The sequence below is a fragment of the Pseudomonas sp. GW821-FHT10C09 genome (assembly GCF_059415465.1).
The window spans coordinates 14,728-30,727 of record NZ_JBWKNG010000041.1; the positions used below are offsets into that span (position 1 = coordinate 14,728).

General features: G+C 53.5%; 18 protein-coding genes, 1 tRNA gene and 1 pseudogene. 8 read left to right on the forward strand and 12 right to left on the reverse strand.

Annotation, left to right across the window (positions count from 1 at the left end; translation table 11 throughout):
• Positions 1–42: 42 nt before the first annotated feature.
• Complete coding sequence (locus tag AC07N8_RS28590) at positions 43–1,326, reverse strand: NAD(P)/FAD-dependent oxidoreductase (protein ID WP_493147034.1); 1,284 nt, start codon at positions 1,324–1,326, stop codon at positions 43–45.
• A 183-nt stretch (positions 1,327–1,509) separates the two neighbouring features.
• Here AC07N8_RS28590 and AC07N8_RS28595 point away from each other — a divergent pair.
• Positions 1,510–1,586, forward strand: a tRNA-Val gene (locus AC07N8_RS28595).
• 98 nt (positions 1,587–1,684) lie between these two features.
• Here AC07N8_RS28595 and AC07N8_RS28600 read toward each other — a convergent pair.
• Positions 1,685–2,392: a tyrosine-type recombinase/integrase gene (locus AC07N8_RS28600; RefSeq protein WP_493147032.1), complete on the reverse strand. Its 708-nt coding sequence runs from the start codon at positions 2,390–2,392 to the stop codon at positions 1,685–1,687.
• A 146-nt stretch (positions 2,393–2,538) separates the two neighbouring features.
• Here AC07N8_RS28600 and AC07N8_RS28605 point away from each other — a divergent pair, with 146 nt between their 5' ends.
• Entirely contained in the window at positions 2,539–3,153 is a 615-nt protein-coding gene (locus AC07N8_RS28605) for a hypothetical protein (protein ID WP_493147030.1), read from the forward strand.
• A gap of 5 nt (positions 3,154–3,158) precedes the next feature.
• Here AC07N8_RS28605 and AC07N8_RS28610 read toward each other — a convergent pair.
• Positions 3,159–4,016: pseudogene (locus AC07N8_RS28610) on the reverse strand (phosphoadenosine phosphosulfate reductase domain-containing protein).
• A 787-nt stretch (positions 4,017–4,803) separates the two neighbouring features.
• Between AC07N8_RS28610 and AC07N8_RS28615 the strand changes: the two are divergent.
• The gene (locus tag AC07N8_RS28615; protein WP_493147028.1) at positions 4,804–5,646 is read left to right on the forward strand and encodes a putative phage abortive infection protein; all 843 of its coding nucleotides are present in this window, start codon (positions 4,804–4,806) and stop codon (positions 5,644–5,646) included.
• 3 nt (positions 5,647–5,649) lie between these two features.
• On the opposite strand, the gene AC07N8_RS28620 is transcribed toward AC07N8_RS28615, so the two are convergent.
• Positions 5,650–6,036 carry a hypothetical protein gene (locus tag AC07N8_RS28620; RefSeq protein WP_493147025.1) on the reverse strand — a complete coding sequence of 129 codons (387 nt, stop codon included), beginning with the start codon at positions 6,034–6,036 and terminating at the stop codon, positions 5,650–5,652.
• 138 nt (positions 6,037–6,174) lie between these two features.
• On the opposite strand from AC07N8_RS28620, the gene AC07N8_RS28625 reads away from it, so the two are divergent.
• Positions 6,175–6,696: a DUF2514 family protein gene (locus tag AC07N8_RS28625; protein ID WP_493147021.1), complete on the forward strand. Its 522-nt coding sequence runs from the start codon at positions 6,175–6,177 to the stop codon at positions 6,694–6,696.
• Here the strand turns inward: AC07N8_RS28625 and AC07N8_RS28630 are convergent.
• Positions 6,675–7,223, reverse strand: coding sequence for a hypothetical protein (locus AC07N8_RS28630; protein ID WP_493147018.1), 549 nt, complete (start codon positions 7,221–7,223; stop codon positions 6,675–6,677). The genes AC07N8_RS28625 and AC07N8_RS28630 overlap by 22 nt on opposite strands.
• Positions 7,204–7,428: a hypothetical protein gene (locus tag AC07N8_RS28635; protein ID WP_493147016.1), complete on the reverse strand. Its 225-nt coding sequence runs from the start codon at positions 7,426–7,428 to the stop codon at positions 7,204–7,206. Before AC07N8_RS28635 ends, AC07N8_RS28630 begins: the two co-directional genes overlap by 20 nt.
• 337 nt (positions 7,429–7,765) lie before the next feature.
• On the opposite strand from AC07N8_RS28635, the gene AC07N8_RS28640 reads away from it, so the two are divergent.
• Complete coding sequence (locus AC07N8_RS28640) at positions 7,766–8,215, forward strand: hypothetical protein (protein WP_493147014.1); 450 nt, start codon at positions 7,766–7,768, stop codon at positions 8,213–8,215.
• Between the two features lie 481 nt (positions 8,216–8,696).
• Here AC07N8_RS28640 and AC07N8_RS28645 read toward each other — a convergent pair whose 3' ends face one another.
• Positions 8,697–9,827, reverse strand: a complete 1,131-nt coding sequence (locus AC07N8_RS28645) for an SGNH/GDSL hydrolase family protein (RefSeq protein WP_493147012.1) — start codon at positions 9,825–9,827, stop codon at positions 8,697–8,699.
• Positions 9,812–10,897 carry an acyltransferase family protein gene (locus AC07N8_RS28650; RefSeq protein WP_493147010.1) on the reverse strand — a complete coding sequence of 362 codons (1,086 nt, stop codon included), beginning with the start codon at positions 10,895–10,897 and terminating at the stop codon, positions 9,812–9,814. Before AC07N8_RS28650 ends, AC07N8_RS28645 begins: the two co-directional genes overlap by 16 nt.
• Positions 10,898–11,873: 976 nt before the next feature.
• On the opposite strand from AC07N8_RS28650, the gene AC07N8_RS28655 reads away from it, so the two are divergent.
• Entirely contained in the window at positions 11,874–12,068 is a 195-nt protein-coding gene (locus tag AC07N8_RS28655; protein WP_059181194.1) for a hypothetical protein, read from the forward strand.
• Between the two features lie 62 nt (positions 12,069–12,130).
• On the opposite strand, the gene AC07N8_RS28660 is transcribed toward AC07N8_RS28655, so the two are convergent.
• Positions 12,131–12,883 carry a carbonic anhydrase gene (locus AC07N8_RS28660; protein WP_493147008.1) on the reverse strand — a complete coding sequence of 251 codons (753 nt, stop codon included), beginning with the start codon at positions 12,881–12,883 and terminating at the stop codon, positions 12,131–12,133.
• A gap of 457 nt (positions 12,884–13,340) precedes the next feature.
• Between AC07N8_RS28660 and AC07N8_RS28665 the strand changes: the two genes are divergently transcribed.
• Positions 13,341–13,796: a DUF2214 family protein gene (locus AC07N8_RS28665; RefSeq protein ID WP_493147006.1), complete on the forward strand. Its 456-nt coding sequence runs from the start codon at positions 13,341–13,343 to the stop codon at positions 13,794–13,796.
• A 189-nt stretch (positions 13,797–13,985) separates the two neighbouring features.
• On the opposite strand, the gene csrA is transcribed toward AC07N8_RS28665, so the two are convergent.
• On the reverse strand, positions 13,986–14,180 hold the full coding sequence (gene csrA, locus AC07N8_RS28670) for a carbon storage regulator CsrA (RefSeq protein WP_007938114.1): 195 nt from the start codon (positions 14,178–14,180) through the stop codon (positions 13,986–13,988).
• A gap of 250 nt (positions 14,181–14,430) precedes the next feature.
• Here csrA and AC07N8_RS28675 point away from each other — a divergent pair, with 250 nt between their 5' ends.
• Positions 14,431–14,796 (forward strand): SPOR domain-containing protein, encoded by a 366-nt coding sequence (locus AC07N8_RS28675; RefSeq protein WP_493147004.1) that lies wholly within the window; start codon positions 14,431–14,433, stop codon positions 14,794–14,796.
• A 67-nt stretch (positions 14,797–14,863) separates the two neighbouring features.
• Here AC07N8_RS28675 and AC07N8_RS28680 read toward each other — a convergent pair whose 3' ends face one another.
• Together AC07N8_RS28680 and AC07N8_RS28685 are read right to left on the reverse strand one after the other, a co-directional pair.
• Positions 14,864–15,553: an endonuclease gene (locus tag AC07N8_RS28680; protein WP_483840104.1), complete on the reverse strand. Its 690-nt coding sequence runs from the start codon at positions 15,551–15,553 to the stop codon at positions 14,864–14,866.
• Positions 15,554–15,557: 4 nt separating this feature from the next.
• Positions 15,558–15,848, reverse strand: a complete 291-nt coding sequence (locus AC07N8_RS28685; RefSeq protein ID WP_483840103.1) for a DUF1654 domain-containing protein — start codon at positions 15,846–15,848, stop codon at positions 15,558–15,560.
• Between the last annotated feature and the right edge of the window lie 152 nt (positions 15,849–16,000).

The following is a 16,000-nucleotide window of genomic DNA, read 5'->3' on the forward strand; positions in this document are numbered from 1 at the left end:
TCCTACAAAAAAGGGGCCGCATTCAGCGGCCCCTTTTTTGTATCAGTATCCGAATTTGTCCCGCAGCCCGTAGTACCAGGCGCCTAACGCCGCAAACGGTGTGCGCAACAATTGTCCGCCGGGGAACGGGTAGTGCGGCAGGTCAGCAAACGCATCAAAACGCTCCGCCTGACCTCGCAACGCCTCGGCCAGCACTTTGCCCGCCAGGTGTGTGTACGTCACGCCATGGCCGCTGCAACCTTGGGAATAGTAGATGTTGTCGCCGATCCGTCCGACCTGCGGAAGACGCGACAGGGTCAGCAGGAAATTGCCGGTCCAGGCGTAGTCGATTTTCACGTCCTTGAGCTGCGGGAACGCCTTGAGCATCTTCGGTCGAATGATCGCCTCGATGTTCGCCGGATCCCGCGCGCCATACACCACGCCGCCACCAAAGATCAGCCGCTTGTCACTCGTCAGGCGGTAATAGTCGAGCAGGTAATTGCAGTCCTCGACGCAGTAATCCTGCGGTAGCAGGTTGTTCGCCAATTCCTCGCCCAGCGGTTCGGTGGTGATGACCTGTGTCCCGCAAGGCATCGACTTGGCCGCCAGTTCCGGCACCAGATTGCCCAAGTAGGCATTGCCCGCCACGATGATGAACCTGGCCCTGACCTTGCCCTCTGGCGTATGCACCACCGGACTCGCGCCGCGCTCGATGCGCACCGCTGGCGACTGCTCATAAATAGTGCCGCCGAGCGACTCGACGGCCGCCGCTTCGCCCAGCGCCAGGTTCAGTGGATGAATGTGCCCGCCACTCATGTCGAGCATGCCGCCGACATATTGATCGCAATTCACCACTTCACGGATACGACGCTGATCCATCAGCTCCAGCTGCGTATGACCGAAACGTTCCCACAGGCGCTTCTGCGATTCCAGATGACCCATCTGCTTGGCCGTAATGGCCGCGAACACACCGCCGTCCTTCAAGTCGCACTGGATATTATATTTGGCGACCCGCTCACGAATGATCCGCCCACCCTCGAACGCCATCTGCCCCAACAACTGCGCTTGCTTGGGACCAACGCTGCGCTCGATCACATCTATATCGCGGCTATAGCTGTTGACGATCTGACCGCCGTTACGACCCGATGCGCCAAACCCAACCTTGGCCGCTTCCAGAACCGTAACCTTGAAACCGTTCTCCAACAGAAACAGGGCAGAGGACAGACCGGTGTAACCGGCGCCGATCACGCAGACATCCGTCTCTACTTCACCCTGCAAAGCCGGGCGCGGCGGAACCGCATTGGCCGATGCGGCGTAATAGGACTCTGGGTAGGGAGTGTTCGCCATCCTGCTGCCTCTGTTTAATATATTTTACGAGTGCCTTGATCCTACCCGAGTTAAAAATCGACCGCCAGCCACCGGAAAATCTTCGTCGAAGCCGCAAAATTAAATATTTTGCATATTCATAGGGTTAGCTCGAAAAAAGGTGTTGACACCCCTCCGGAATTCCGTAGAATGCCGCCTCACAGCAGGCACGTAGCTCAGTTGGTTAGAGCACCACCTTGACATGGTGGGGGTCGTTGGTTCGAGTCCAATCGCGCCTACCAAACAAAATCCGCTCTGCTGGGCGGTCTAGAGGGGTCACCGGAAACGGTGACCCCTTTTTGCTTTCTGCGATTTGCAAAACTTTTGCAAAACCCCCCACTCAAAACGCCAACTCGGCGCCCACCTCCAGGTGCTCGATCTTCTTTTCGTCGTGCCCCTCCTGATAGTGCTTCGTCATCTTCTCGTCCGCATGCCCCATCAAAGCCTGAATGTATTCCTGTGGGAAATTTTGCTGCTCGTACAGCCATGCCCCTAAAGCGCGAATCTCGTGAAAAGTGGGGCGCTCACCGGCCGGCACATGGTCGTAGGCGTGCGCTGCATCCCGGGCCTTGCTGAACTCTTTGGTCAGGTAGTCCGGGGTCACCGAAGTCCAGTGGTCCTTTGCATCGATCTGTTCCCGGCGTCGGGCTTTCGGCTTGTAGTGGATGAGATACGGCGACACCAGCGGCGACCGCAGGCACTCGCCGACAACCTCACGCAGCGCCGCTCCCATGGTGATTTTCAGGTGAACCGGGTTGTCATAGCCCTGAGTCTTCCCAGGCGACACCGTCAGCGTGTTCTTGTCCATGTCGGCAGCAGACTTCAGCCAGGTGACAATGTCCTCACGTCGCTGGAGGCTGGTCAGTGCCAGGCGAATGGCGCGCCTTAGCCAAGGCGGGGTGGTCGCGGCATCGATGATCGACTTCAGACCGTCGAGCGTGTGCCGCTGGCGCTTCTTCTCCGCTTCCTTCTTAACCAAGGTCAGTTCGGCGTTGTTGCGTTCGGCCAGGCCCTTGGCCACGGTGAAGGCAAAGATCTGAACCCACAACCCACGGTGCTTGGTATAGCCAGGCGGCAACGGCCGGGCGCGCAAGCAACTTGGCGACCAGGCGCCAGAAGAGATTGGTCATGGTGGTTCCCTCATCAAAATGTCACTATTTCGCTTCAGTCCGCGTCAATGGATAGGAGCGAACAATGGAAGCAATGCTCTGGGGCGTATCAAAAAATCAGTGGGAGATAATTAACGGTTTCGCAAATTGGCTTGCCGCAATCGGTACGATAAGTGCTGTTGTTGTCTCACTTTACTTGGCAAGAAGTGGTTCGAAACCTAAAGCGAAATTGTCTGTTTTTCCAATGGTAGTGGTTAGTCTTAGCGCTGGATACACCGAGCGGCAACAGCATTATATTGATATGCGCGTCGTGAATAGCGGTGATAGAGAATTCAAAGTTATGACTGTAGGGTGGCGCATGGGGAGTAGAAGAAAGGCAAAATTTTTTATGCAAAACTTCAGCCTGGATGCAAGTAGTCCTCTGCCGATGAAGCTCGCTCATGGTGAATATGCAAATTGGCTTGTTCTAGTCGAGGATGGGCAGGGTTGGTACGCTTCGATTGCTGAACAATTTGAAAGCGACTGGCATGCAGAGTTGAAATCTCTGCGGTTTATCGTGACAACCTCGATAGGAAACGAATTTGTTTGTGTCCCTGATGGGAAAATAATTAATCGGGTTAAAGAGGAGCTGCTCAGTCTTCATGGGGCATCCTCTTTTTACATTTCTTTAAAGAAACGCTTGAAGAGTTATCGTGGTTAGTTTCGTCAATCAACGCAGAAGCAGCTAATTGCCTCATCGAATTCTGCGAACATGTCGAATTGATTGTCGGAGTAGTCGAGCATTTGCTGATAGGAGGGGCGGTCGCTGCGGAACCGATCGCCGTCACCGGTGCGCTCGCCGCCGGATACAACTGAGCTTCCCATGCGAGCTCACCACTCAGCCTTGAGGCGGTCACTAGCGATGATCGAGTAGACCTGCTCGGCGCCCTTCAGGAAGCAGAGGTCGCAATTGCCTTCCGGCGTGCGGCCATTGATTGTCGGCGGCATCAGGTCGAATTGTTGGCTGGCCCAGAAGTCCGTCACGTCCTGCACTCCGACACCGGCATCAGCCAGAGGCATTACCATCGTGGCCCACTTACTTTCGCTGATGCTCTTCCGATGCCGAATATTCACGAGCCTGCGGGACTCGTCGGCGCGGATGCCAGTCATCATGTCTACTGGGTTGTCTTCCGTCGAAAGTCCCAGGCTGCGCAGGTACTTGTGGATGATACGGATCTTCAAGTCGATGGTGCAGAACCTGGTCACAGGGTTGGGCAAGTACTTGCGCTTGCGGATCAGCGCCTCGAACGGTTCGCCTTGGCGACTGGCGCTGTTGAAGTCCACTACCTCAAACCCGGCCTCGTTATCGCGGAACTCAAGCCATGTGATCGGCACTGACCATTGCTCGGCACATCGCTGGACGACCTCCAGCGTGGCTGGATGCTCTTTACCGGTGTTGGCGAAGGTGACGACCAGATCGCTGAGGTTATCGTTGTTATCCAGCACCTGGCGCAACATGTAGGCGCTGGTGCGACCGCCGGAAAAGCTGACGACCGTTGTCCCGGATATTTTGTAGGGAGACATGGGCGTCCTATGCCGGGTCATGCCCGGGCGGTGGAAAGGGTGATTGGGGCTATAATTAGTGTTCGATAATTTGGAGGACTTGAAATGTCGGGTTGTGAACGCTGCGGCAAAATGCTTGAAGTGACGTTCAATGAGTCCAACCTTCAAGACGAGGCTATTTGCACGAGGTGCGGAGCAGAGCATTCGGTTACTTGGAATTTAGGGGAAATGTCTTTCCATACGACGAAACTGAAAGATGATCCGCTGCCAACACCGCCGTAGTGAATTTCGCCGGCTGGCGTGATTCGTTGAAGTGGGGTATTTGTGTTCAGCCCGGCATGGAGCCGGATCAAGGAGCCGTGTTGAAATTTTTGAAGCTGTTGTTCGCGATGTGTTTCGTTGCATCCGGTAGCGAGGTATTTGCCTACGGCGAAATACAAAGTCTTCCAGGGTCGCAAATTCTCGCCGCTGGCGATATTCAGCAGGTAACTTGCCCCATTGGGGGTAAATACGATTGCTTGTCGTGGCCGCATAACCTCTACGAGCTGACCGGTGAGAATGTTTGCTTCACCACAAGTGCGTCATGCGGATATAGCTGTGAAGGGTTCATAGCGCAGAAAAATCAAGTGCAGACTCTGTATGTACTGGGTGGCTTTCCAAAACTGAGTAGTGCGAGCATTCAACTCTTCAAATGCCCGAGCAAATTTTAGATTTGAAATCTCATATCGTCTGTGCCACGCGCCATGACCAGATGCAGCAGCGAGCAGATGAAGAGTGATAATATTTCAGCTTTATTAATGGGGGCAGCATGAGTAGAAGGGCACGCAATACGATTCGCTTGATAAATCGCTGCATTTCTGTAAATAGGCTTAAAATTATAGTCGGCACGGCAATCGTTTTGATGGCTGCTGTTCTCATTAATTATTTTGTAAGCTTTCCAGCGATACGATCAACTGATCAGGCTGTTTGGGGCCAGTTTGGTGACTACTTTGGCGGTGTTTTGAATCCGCTGCTAAGTTTCTGTGCTTTGATTGCAGTAGTCCTTAGCTTGAGATCTCAATCTGAAGAAGTAGCCGCTGCAAGAAAAGAGGCAAGTGCTGCTATCGCAATGCAAACCGAGCAAACTCAAGTTTTCCAGCAACAAAGTTTTGAATCTGTTTTCTTTGGGCTTATTCAGCTTCATCTTAAAAACGTTGATCGAGTGAAGGCACCAGTAAGGGCGGAGGACGCCGGAAATGGTACAACATTCGAGCTCATAATTAGATCATATAATTTGGATAGGGTGGATGACGGCGTCGATCAGAACATTCCGCGCGCTTTAGGAGGTACGCAATATCAACAAAAGCAAGTGAGTGACTATTGCAATAGGTTTATGGAGCAGTATGGCAATAGGATAGTGCATTACTTTGCCACTCTAGAAGAAATTCTTAAGTATATAGATAGCCGCTCGAGACCAAAATCAGTGGATTCATCTCAATATATATCGATCTTCAAGTCGCTTCTTTCGCCGGAGGAGGTTGAGTGTTTGTTGATGTATGCCATCAGCGATAAAGGAAAGAGCTTAAGGCCATTTATGACGCAACATGATCTTTGTGCGTTGGTGCCAAGGAGGGCACGAATTGGTCTGGCAGAACAAATACTAGAGTATTGATTTTTAATCTATCGAGCTGTGCTTTATAAATACGGCTACAATAGAATCTTCAGGCTCCCCGTGCGTGTCGCGAAGAGTCCGCAGACTTTCTTTGCGGAACTCCTGCGACACCTTTGCACTTGGCTCATACGGTGTCGTGACACAGCGGAGCATCTGGGCGGCGGTATCGAAGTCGGCGGCGATCACATTGCGCAGCAGGTTCTGATACACCTCCTGCTGGTTGTTAAAACCGTGTACTTTCATCAGGCGCTTGATGTCAGGTTTGAACACCCCGGTGACTTCAACAGTGAACTTCTCGATGCCCAACGCGGGCTTCTTGACCGCGTCCTTCTCGCGCTTCTTGCGCTGCTTGATGGCTTCCGCCGTCAGCTCCTGCTGTTCCTTGGCCATGGCCTGCCTCTTCAATTCCGTGGGCCGGTAGATCCAGCCATGTCTGTCGTCGGCGCTGGCGCACCTGGTTGCTGAGCCGCTTCATGAAGTGAACTTGAATCCGTTTCGCGAGCTATGAGCCGGACGCGCTTGGCTTCCATGCCGCATTCTTTCGCAGCCTTGGCGACGGGCGTTCCAGCCTCGGCCAACTCCTTCAACCTGGGCGCGATCTTGTCCCGCTCAGCGCGCAGCTTGTTGCCGTGGGTAGCCGAGTGGCAGTCCGCATGGAATGAGCGCGATACACGTGATGCCGAGGCCCGAGCTACCAATGAGGCAACGGAGCGCACGAAGAAACAGGCCTACCAACAGTCAATCAATAAGGTGATTCAAGATGGTCAACGCACGATCAATCAAGCAACTGATGATGCTGCCGCTGCTCGTGCTTCTGCTGCCAGCCTGCGCGGGGCGGCCGACGCCATTGCCAATCGACTCGCAGCCAGTGAAGCCAGCGGCAATTCCTGCACTGCCGCCGCAAGCAAGGTAGCAGCCCGCGCCGCTCTTCTGCTCGCCGACGTGCTCAAGCGCGCTGACCAGCGAGCGGGCGACCTGGCTGAAGCTGCTGACCAAGCCAGAGCAAGAGGAGTGACTTGCGAAAGGGCTTACGATGCTTTGGGTGGTTGAGCGCTATCGCTGACCATCGTTGGCTGTTCAGCCCCACACGCAGCTCTCCACACTTCGTCCGTAAGCAATTTGAAGGCTTTATCTGATGGTTTAAGAGTGGATAACTCTCGAAGTGCCGCATCTGTTGAACCGTAAAACCCGGTCGAACCGATCAAATGACTTTCACAGTTGATCTGAAACCCTCGATACGATGTGAAATCTTTGGTGACTCTCTTTACCACGACGTTGCGTATGGGCAGTCGGCCTTCCGCGGTTACGACCGAATAGGCCTTGTAAAACTCATCGTCGGTAGTTGAGGCCGGGTTGGCGGAATATGCATTGGCGGACAGCAGGGCTGAGGCAAAGATGGCAAGACATCTCATGGCATTCTTCCTTGACTTGATCTGGCTAGTTGAAACTGATGGAGAAGCGGAATAGTAGGGTAGTTCAAATTTAAGCTGATTGAATTCCGTATGCCCCGTCAGGACGGCTGGGCGGAAATCTACCGGTAATGGCGGTGCTGAACGGTTACTCGCCAGCCAGTTCACGGATTTTCACCATGAGCTCGCTGATGTGCTTACCGTTGGCCATCAGCTCCCAATTGCTTTTCGTCTCGATATCGGTAGCTCTACGGTTTGAATCTGCGAGGTCAGCCTTGGCCTTCAGCAGTTCGGCACGTAGCGCGCCGCATTCTTTGGTGGCATCTGCGTGCATTTGCACCAGGCCGAAGATGTCTTCGCGGGCTTTGCGCAATTACAGGGTCGGCTCCTGCACCTCGTTCTCGGTTAAGCGCAGGAAGGAACGGCAGGTCTCAAGCTCAGTTGGGCATCCAAGCCAGTCGCTGGTGTCTTCGATTTCGAGGGGGTCCACGGTCATGCCTTATTAATACTGCTTGGATGTACAGTAATTGATGCGCAAAACTTAGGCGAGTATGAAGCGACGTCCAGTAGAGTTTTGGGGTGGTGTTCGGTCGGCAGGATGCCGTAGGTGGGATTTTTTCTGTGGACCTTCTTCCCCAAAACACCGCATTAGTCGCGTGTCGTTGAGGGCAGCTAGACTATTTGGAAAAGCTAGGGCCGATCCAATGCGAATGAAACTGATCGTTGCTTCACTTGGACTGCTTGCTGCAACAGCAGGCGTGGCAGAGCCGAGAAGAATTGAGGCGATGCCTTACTGCATCTTAAACGGCAGTGTTTTGATGATCAGAACGATCATCGACACTGTTGAGACACCTAAGAAAGAAAAGGCTAATGACCCTCCCTTTAAATCCAGGACGTATTGGGTGATCGATTGTCAAATGGATTCTGGTAGCTGCATAGCGTCAGGGCTCGGTCTCCGGGCTGTGGAAAACGGTGAGCCTATCGGCCCTGCGGACTTGACTCAGGCCGCAGGAATGAGGCTCGTTTCTGTGGCAGGAAAAGTTGCCACAATCGTTTGGGGGATAAGAACGTTCACGCTAGATATGTCCAAGCGAGTAGTGTCTATTAGGATATCTGGTGTCACATCTGACGGCGTCGGTTCTGGACCTTGCGCACGTTGACTACTGTAGGAATATACAACGCTAAGTTATTGATTCTTATAGGGTGATGTGGCGATTTTCAAACTATTGGAAAACACCTATATTTCCTTTTATATCAAATGCTTGTGTCGGTTTCGGGGTCACCTTGACATGGTAGGGGTCGTTGGTTCGAGTCCAATCGCGCCTACCAAACAAAATCCGCTCTGCTGGGCGGTCTAGAAGGGCTCACCGAAAGGTGGGCCCTTTTTTGTTGTCTTTTGAAAAACGTTGGAAACGATTTGGAAAAACGAACCATCGTTACAGCGTTAAATCAGCTTTGACCTTTATGTAAACCGCCGCGCCGTCGCCGTGCGCGCCAAGCAGTGCTCCGCAGCGCTGCGGAGCAAAATTCCTGCCGGCACGGAGGGCATCCACTGCAAACCTCGAGACCGCCGCAGCGGTAACTGTGAGTCCAACTGGCCCGCTGTGCCGGGACGCGTCAACTTCGCGAAGACCGTTTAAATCAGTAATCGGGACCAAGAATGGCCGTCAGAACCACTTCGGCAAGAACCCTGTGCCCGAAATCGTTGGGGTGGTTCAAGCCGTTCCCAGTAACATCCAGGTAGTTTTTCCTGGACATCATCATGTCCCATGCCGACGTCATGTCGGCCACGGCTATGAGTGCATTGTCCCTGGCAAGCTCTCGGAGCACAGGCAAATAGCCTGTAATGTTCGAACGCTTTTGAATGAACGTCGAAGGGTTGGCTCGCTGGGGTGACACAAGCAGTATCGGCACTTTTGGTTGTTTCGCCCTAATGGCGCTGATGACCGCCTGCATGTTTGCCTTATATTCGTTGGGTTTAAATACGCCGCCGTCATTCATCCCAAAGGCCAAAACAATTAGATCGGACTTCTTGTCGTTAACTCGATAGCCCACAGCAGAGACGGCATTGATCGAACTCCATCCACCCACTGCGTTATTGCGCGATTCGACCATGAGTGGGTATTTGTAATTCAAATACGCCATGACAAGGCCCGCGTACCCAGGCTGATTGGGTGCGGTGTAAATGCTAGTGGCATTGGCGCCAACGGTGATTGAATCCCCGAAGAAGGTAATGGAAAGTGGGACTTTGCCGATCACCTTCCTCAAATTACCCAGGGTACCGATGGATTTTGATGCGAAGCTTTGGCGCTTGTCATAAGTGATCGCATATTGGAATTCCTGGAAGCCTGGTGTCACGCGCACACCGTAGTTCTTTAGTTCGGCCTCAGTCATTTCGCTTGAGTATCCGCGCGGTGCTTTTTTGATGGCGCTGTCTGGTGTGAGCTTGATGCCTTCCTTCGTTGGAATATAGTCCGTCATCGGCTTAAACACCTGGCCGGTCGCCGGGTTGTACACCAGTCGGATTTTCGTTGGTGCAAACATCGTCCTGACAAAATTGGAGCTGTTGTCTTCTGTATAAAAGGTTTCGCCGAATACAGTGGGCCCGGTCAGGCTGCGGCGGTCAGTGTGGAACTTGCTGACGACTGCGGCACCACAATCCAGGTTGGTGCAGGTTTGAAAGTTTTCTTCGATTGGTACGCCGTCCGGCCCATTCGCCGCATGTGCGGCACCTGTAATGGCTAGCAGCAGAGAAGTCAGGAAGTAACGCATTTAGGTTTAGCTCGTACGTATTTTTTGATTGCCGTGTTCATCGGCTTTTCAATGTAAAGATGTCCGGCAATGCCGGCGGCATGGCAAACGAACAGATAGCAGGCCAGATAAGCCCAAACGTTTACTGTTTGATTCAGGCCGGAGCGCATCCATAAGAAGAAGAATATTGGGGCAACAAAGCCGTGGATCAGGTAAAGGCTGTACGACGCATCGCCGAGTAATCCGAATACCTTCGACTCCTTGGTGTCCCGCTCAAGGCTCAGTGCTGCCCACACAAGAAGGAACGCGGGCATGCCCCAGGCGACTGGACGATAGAGCAGACCAGGGATGTGTATCAGCCCGTTCAACTCAACAAACAGGAACAATGGAATTGCGAGAACAGCGCACGCAATCGCCAGGCCCTTTGGCATGACTATGCCGTCCGATATGAGGCGATAAAGGAAGATGCCCAGCATGAATTCAATAATCATCGGGTTCGCGAATGAGGTCGCTACCACGCCTACATGGGTGTTTGAAACGAGCAGCATCGCGCCGAAGAAAAACACTATCAGGCCGACTTCCAGTGTTGCCAGCTTCTGCGATCGGAACAGCAGCACGACGGCAATGGCCGCGTAGAACATGAATTCAACCTGAAGAGTCCAGCCGATTCCGAGGATAGGGGGGCGCGTCCAGTGGGTGAATGTCAGAGTTTCCACGTACCAGCCCCAGTCCATCCGTGAGCCGTTGAAGAAATAGGCCAGCTCGGCGGTGACATTGTCGATCTTCCCGGCCATGACGAGCCATGAAACGAAAACCACGACGCTGATGGTGAAGCAGTACATCGGCCAAATTCGGGTAATGCGGCGCCACATGAAGCCGGCAGGCCCCATGAGGGCGATGGAGCCCCGCTTGTACAAGCCTCCATACAGAATGAAGGGCATGATGAAGCCGCTAATAATGAAGAAGATATCGACGCCGAATCCGCCGAGGTTCGTTACGCTCGAGGGGATACCGTAAATCTGGAGGTTTGCGTGAGCGCAAACGACGAGAAAGGCTGCGATGAATCGCAGATACTGGATGTTTTTTATCATGCGGCCGATGCTCGTGTCGTAGCGCTTTGTAGGAAGGCGCGGAGTTTAAACGGCAGATGGCGTGCGCGCCATCATTTGCGCTTACGCTTGATGACAACATCGAAACCCTGCGAGCGGGTATTTTTTTCTTGGAGTAAAGTGATGTTCAAGCGCATTGATCGGTGAGCAGCGACCTGGCGTGACCAGGCCGGAGCCTAGGGCAAGAGGGCTTAAGAGACTGTGGGAGTTGAACGCCATGGGAGACCACTGCAGGCCGTTCAGCCACGCACTTCGCTGCCCATACTTCGACTGCCTGGTGCTTGAAGGTGCGGTCTGAAGGTTTGAGAGTGGATAACTCACGCAGTGCCGCATCTGATGAGCTGTAAACCCGGTGTCACCGAGTTCGCGTCTCACGCAGTTCTGCCAATGAAGAGGCGGTGACCGCTCGCCCATTGGAGGATTGCTGATCGATGTGAGCGCTGAGGCTCCGTATTGATTGATGCCGCCAGGTCAGTCTTTAAGACTCCTACTGCTTTATCTCTACTGCCTTCGCTTTCACTGTTTTTTGAGATGATGAATCCATTAAGAAAATCACGGCAGGGTTTTCTACGGCCTTTGTCGGTCCATCGCCAGCGATAGAATCAGCAGGGTGAATGCTCCGGCGTAAGCTGCATCCCAGCTATACGCTGAATAGTAGAGATTTTTCGAGGCCATCACCGCCAACACAACGGCTAAGAAATCAGGTGCGATGGTTTCTCGCTACCGCCTGATTTAACGTGTCGCGAAAAAATATATTGCCGCCAGGATTCCGAGGCTGAAATCCATTATGCGCGGCAATGGGAAGTTATTTACCAACGGTTTGAAGAGTTCGGGTCAGCAGGAGAAAGATGTTGGGCGATATGCTCGCTTCTACGATCGTGATTCGATCCAGGTAAAGGGCGGATTGCAGCGATTGAGGCGTAAACTGGCGGTGCTACCTCATCAAAAGGAGCCGCATATGATCGCCGACCAAACGAACAAACAGACGTCTGAGACTAGAACTGTTTGGGATCAGTTCTTCTGCGCTGCATTGATTGCGGAGAGCAACCTGACGGCGCCGGTCGTGGGTGGGGCTACTCACGAAGACAGGCAGAACCTGCTGATCGAAAGAGCCAAGGCGCTCGCAGACAAGATGATGGAAAACAGAAGGTAACCAGAGCCCAGCCATTGCGCTGGGCTTTTCACGTCTGGCTATGTCAAAGACCGTTGTTCGAATCAGGCGATCAGGTCTACTTTTCCGGTTGCCAGGCGATAAACGCCGCCCACTACTTTCAGCGTGCCTTTGCTGAGGGCGTCAGTCAGCAGGGGGGAAGCATTTTTTAGTCGCTTGACCGAGTCTTTGACGTTTTGCGCTACCGCATTAGCGGGAAGGCTCCCAGGTTCCTTGAGTACCGTCTCGATAGAGCCCTTGAGTGCCTCAGTCAGTTTCGGGATGTGGCCAGGAAAAACGGTGTGATCTTTTACCGCTTTGATACCCGCATTAATCGCACCGCAGTCTTCATGCCCGAGCACGAGGATCAGTGGTGAACCAAGCACCGCGACTGCGTATTCGAGGCTGGCCAAACCTTCGTCAGTGACGAAGTTGCCGGCGATACGTATGGCGAAAAGATCTCCCCGGGCAGTGTCAAAAGCGTACTCGGGAGCGATACGAGAGTCAGAACAACTGAGTACCGACACGAACGGGTTCTGGCCTGTGACCAGGGCTTCTCGTTCAGCCTTGAAGTCATGGGTCTTGGAGGTGCCGGAAACATACCGCTCGTTTCCCTCCATTAGCCTTTGAAGGGCCATGTCGGGGTTGATTGAGTTTTGCGGCTTTGGGGGCGCCGCCGTTTTCTCGGCGGCCTGGAGGAGTTGGTCAGGCAGGGCGCCAGCCAGTAGCAGGGCGCCTGCACCGAGGCCGGCATACTTCAGGAACTGACGGCGACCACCCGCGTTTTGAAGCGGTTTTGAATCACATGATTCACACATGGCTTGTGTACTCAGGTGAAAGGGGGGCTTGCTGTCAAAAGCGAGTGCTTTCAGAAGCCTTCAGCTCTTGTGTGGTGGAGTCTAGCCGGTCTGTGACGTAATGTTTCTGGTGCTGTTTTCAGGTCTGTTGGTTTGGTTCGCGATGGTTTTGCTTAGCCAGAGTCTTACTCATGTCCCATGAAAAAAGTGTGGATATTTAATGGCTTACGGTTTTTTTTAACCAGCCGGTGGTCGAAAATATATTGTTACAAGTGAGTTGCTGGGATATTATCGCCCCGCGTTCACCACCACGGTTTATGCATTTTTAAGTCCCAAGCTTCCATCAGCTGCTTGGGATTTTTTTTTGCCTGAAATTTGTCCTGCCCCCTTCGTATACCCGCCCGAATCGGGCAACCCTCGGTTTTTTGGGCTACTACTGTCTGGCCATACTCAAACTCGGTCTGATGGGGGTACATCGATGCTGGTTCATTGGTCTCTTGCAGCAATTCATTTGCTGGCTGTTGTGCTGGCATTCTGGGCGGTTTTGACCCGAGGCACGGCATTCAGTCGCCTGGCGGCCGGGACAGGGGAAGCTCGTCGCGTGCTGATGGCCGATAACCTGTGGGGAATCTCTGCAGTCATCCTCCTGATTACCGGGGGGATGCGAGCCTTTGGCGGGTACGAGAAAGGCACCGATTACTACCTTCATCAGCCACTGTTCCACCTCAAGATGACGCTTTTCGTGCTGATCCTGCTGCTTGAAATTGCCCCGATGGTGGCGCTGATCAAATGGCGGATTGCACTGGGGCGTGGCGCGACGATCAATACCGATCGGGCAAAACTGTTCGCTCGTTTCAGTCATGTCGAAGGCTTGCTGGTGTTGCTGATGGTCATCGCGGCGACGGGAATGGCGCGCGGGGTAACGTTTGGTTAGCCGAGTGCGATCACGTACTTCCTCGGGCTTATTCGGAAACGTCTGACAGCCATGGCATGGGACATGCCGGTAGTATCGGCTTCATGTTTTGGCGGGAGAGGGTGAGCGAGCCGGCGGGCAGTGCGGCGCTCGAATCTTTAGCCAGCCGGTGTTCAGGGCGAACGGGCTGGCTACTGACTGCAACAGGATTCAGGGGGTTTGTGGTTTGTCTGGCGCGGTGAGGCCAGCCTGAATGCGTTGATAAATTTCTTCACGGTGCACTGCAACGTCTTTCGGGGCGTTGATGCCGATCCTGACTTGCTGGCCGCTCACGCCCAGAATGGTGATCGTAATGTCGTCACCAATATTTATGCTTTCACCGACTTTGCGGGTGAGTATCAGCATGGTCTTCTCCTTGATTGCTTTGTAGGGCACCTGATTCGAACAGTGCAGAGGTCGGTGGTATGTATAGATTAGTGCGAAGTCTCACAGTTTGGGTGCCTCTTTCTGACGCGCAGATGCTGCATTAATTCCCAAGGCGTAACTATACAGAGGCCGCAACCATCAATCTCGTTGTTTTGTGCCCATTTTGCGGCACTCGGGAAGTATTCATGAATGTTAAAATCGCCGCTTTTGGCATTCAGAGGGAACCGTTGTGCGCAAAATGGTCTTGGTAATTGCTGTATTGGCGCTGGCTGGATGCGGTGAAGGGAAGGGTGTTGACGCTCAAAAAACGAAGCCGGCAGTCGTTTCCGCTCCTGCAGCGACAAGCGGGCCGCAATGGGACCTCGAAGTGCGAGGCGAAACACCCCAGGCGGTGAGTGATCTGAGTGGCTGGCTGATTGAACACAGCTTCGTCTCCAACGTCATCGTGGAAAACGGCAAGACGCGCATTCTGATGGGGCCATTCAGTTCAAAAGCCGAGGCGGAGGCCAAGCAGGCAGAAGTGGCTGCGGCGTTGGCGCGGGCCAAGAAACAGAATGTCGAATTGCTGGTAATTGAGCATCCTGCGGCTCAATAACGCAGTGGCTGGAAAAGCAAAAGGCCTCGGGTTTTACACCGAGGCCTTTTGACTTTCCTGCGGGCAATCAGCCGCAGGCTTTCATGTTCACCGGCCCGACAAACTCGTTACCGCGACCCATGACGCACGCCACGCTCTGGTTGCGCTGACGTTCCCAGGCTTCCACCGGATAGGTTTTGTTCCAGGCTTCGTACAGTTGGCGATCCTGTTTCGACAGCTTCAAGCCGTACTGCTTGCTCATGTAGAAATAAGTCCGGGCGATCATGCCGCGAATGGAAGGGCGGGGCATGACCTTCTTGGCCTTGAAGTCGACCTGGGTCAGGCATGAGCCATATTGACCGGTCTGCGCCGGTAGCCAACCAAAACTGAAGTTGTTGCGGTCGCCGTTCACCTCGCCAATGCTCGGCACCAGATTGTGCAAATCGGCTTCGGCCTTCTGGAATACCGGATCGTAACGGGTGCAGTTCTTGCGCCCACCGGCCTGCCAGCACTGGCGTTGATGGCCGATCTGCCACGCCGGGACAATGTGCTCCCACTCGATGCGGGACGCGCGCTTGGCGTTTTTGCGCGGCACATAACCACAGGCAGCCAGGTTCACCTTGTTGCCGGTGTATTTGCAGCCGCAATAGAACTCGGTGGATTGCGGTGCATACAGTTTCCAGGCGACTTTTTTGGCTTCGCTGAAGGTGCGTGGGGCGCCAGCCAGAGCTCCGAAAGTGACGAACAAAAACAGCAAAGCAAACCAGCGGACACTCATTGACTCAATCTTCCTTCGGCACAACCCAGAAAATCTGCACGCCGCCATCGTCGCGATAGGCGAGGGTGACGTTGTCGTTCTCATCGATTTCTTCGAGCAACTGCTCCCACTCATCCACCGGTTCGTCCGGCAGGCGGAAGATCAGTGCTGCCTTGGCTTTTTGAGCGGTGGGGGAATTGATGATTTTCTGAACGCGCAGACCCATGCGTGCATAGGTGTCAGGAGAAGCAGGGGTGGTGGCCACAGGGTTATCCTTATTAAGCTGTACGTGCATACAGTATTTAACTGTAAGCATTTTCGCAACTGCTTAAAATTCAAGAAAATCCCCTGACAGCGGTTTTTACCGTTTGGTGTAGGAAGAGGGGAAAACTTTTGGTTCTTCACGGATTACCGGGAAAGACGCTCTTGATCTTCATGAAAAAGAATTCGCTATCCCGGTAACCGTAC

Bases quoted from the DNA above. Each gene is read 5' to 3' on its own strand.
- AC07N8_RS28660 (WP_493147008.1), bottom strand. From the start codon at position 12,883: ATGTGTGAATCATGTGATTCAAAACCGCTTCAAAACGCGGGTGGTCGC.
- AC07N8_RS28620 (WP_493147025.1), bottom strand. From the start codon at position 6,036: ATGGCCAAGGAACAGCAGGAGCTGACGGCGGAAGCCATCAAGCAGCGC.
- AC07N8_RS28655 (WP_059181194.1), top strand. From the start codon at position 11,874: ATGATCGCCGACCAAACGAACAAACAGACGTCTGAGACTAGAACTGTT.
- csrA (WP_007938114.1), bottom strand. From the start codon at position 14,180: ATGCTGATACTCACCCGCAAAGTCGGTGAAAGCATAAATATTGGTGAC.
- AC07N8_RS28605 (WP_493147030.1), top strand. From the start codon at position 2,539: ATGGAAGCAATGCTCTGGGGCGTATCAAAAAATCAGTGGGAGATAATT.
- AC07N8_RS28590 (WP_493147034.1), bottom strand. From the start codon at position 1,326: ATGGCGAACACTCCCTACCCAGAGTCCTATTACGCCGCATCGGCCAAT.
- AC07N8_RS28615 (WP_493147028.1), top strand. From the start codon at position 4,804: ATGAGTAGAAGGGCACGCAATACGATTCGCTTGATAAATCGCTGCATT.
- AC07N8_RS28685 (WP_483840103.1), bottom strand. From the start codon at position 15,848: ATGCTTACAGTTAAATACTGTATGCACGTACAGCTTAATAAGGATAAC.
- AC07N8_RS28640 (WP_493147014.1), top strand. From the start codon at position 7,766: ATGAAACTGATCGTTGCTTCACTTGGACTGCTTGCTGCAACAGCAGGC.
- AC07N8_RS28625 (WP_493147021.1), top strand. From the start codon at position 6,175: ATGCCGCATTCTTTCGCAGCCTTGGCGACGGGCGTTCCAGCCTCGGCC.
- AC07N8_RS28645 (WP_493147012.1), bottom strand. From the start codon at position 9,827: ATGCGTTACTTCCTGACTTCTCTGCTGCTAGCCATTACAGGTGCCGCA.
- AC07N8_RS28665 (WP_493147006.1), top strand. From the start codon at position 13,341: ATGCTGGTTCATTGGTCTCTTGCAGCAATTCATTTGCTGGCTGTTGTG.
- AC07N8_RS28680 (WP_483840104.1), bottom strand. From the start codon at position 15,553: ATGAGTGTCCGCTGGTTTGCTTTGCTGTTTTTGTTCGTCACTTTCGGA.
- AC07N8_RS28650 (WP_493147010.1), bottom strand. From the start codon at position 10,897: ATGATAAAAAACATCCAGTATCTGCGATTCATCGCAGCCTTTCTCGTC.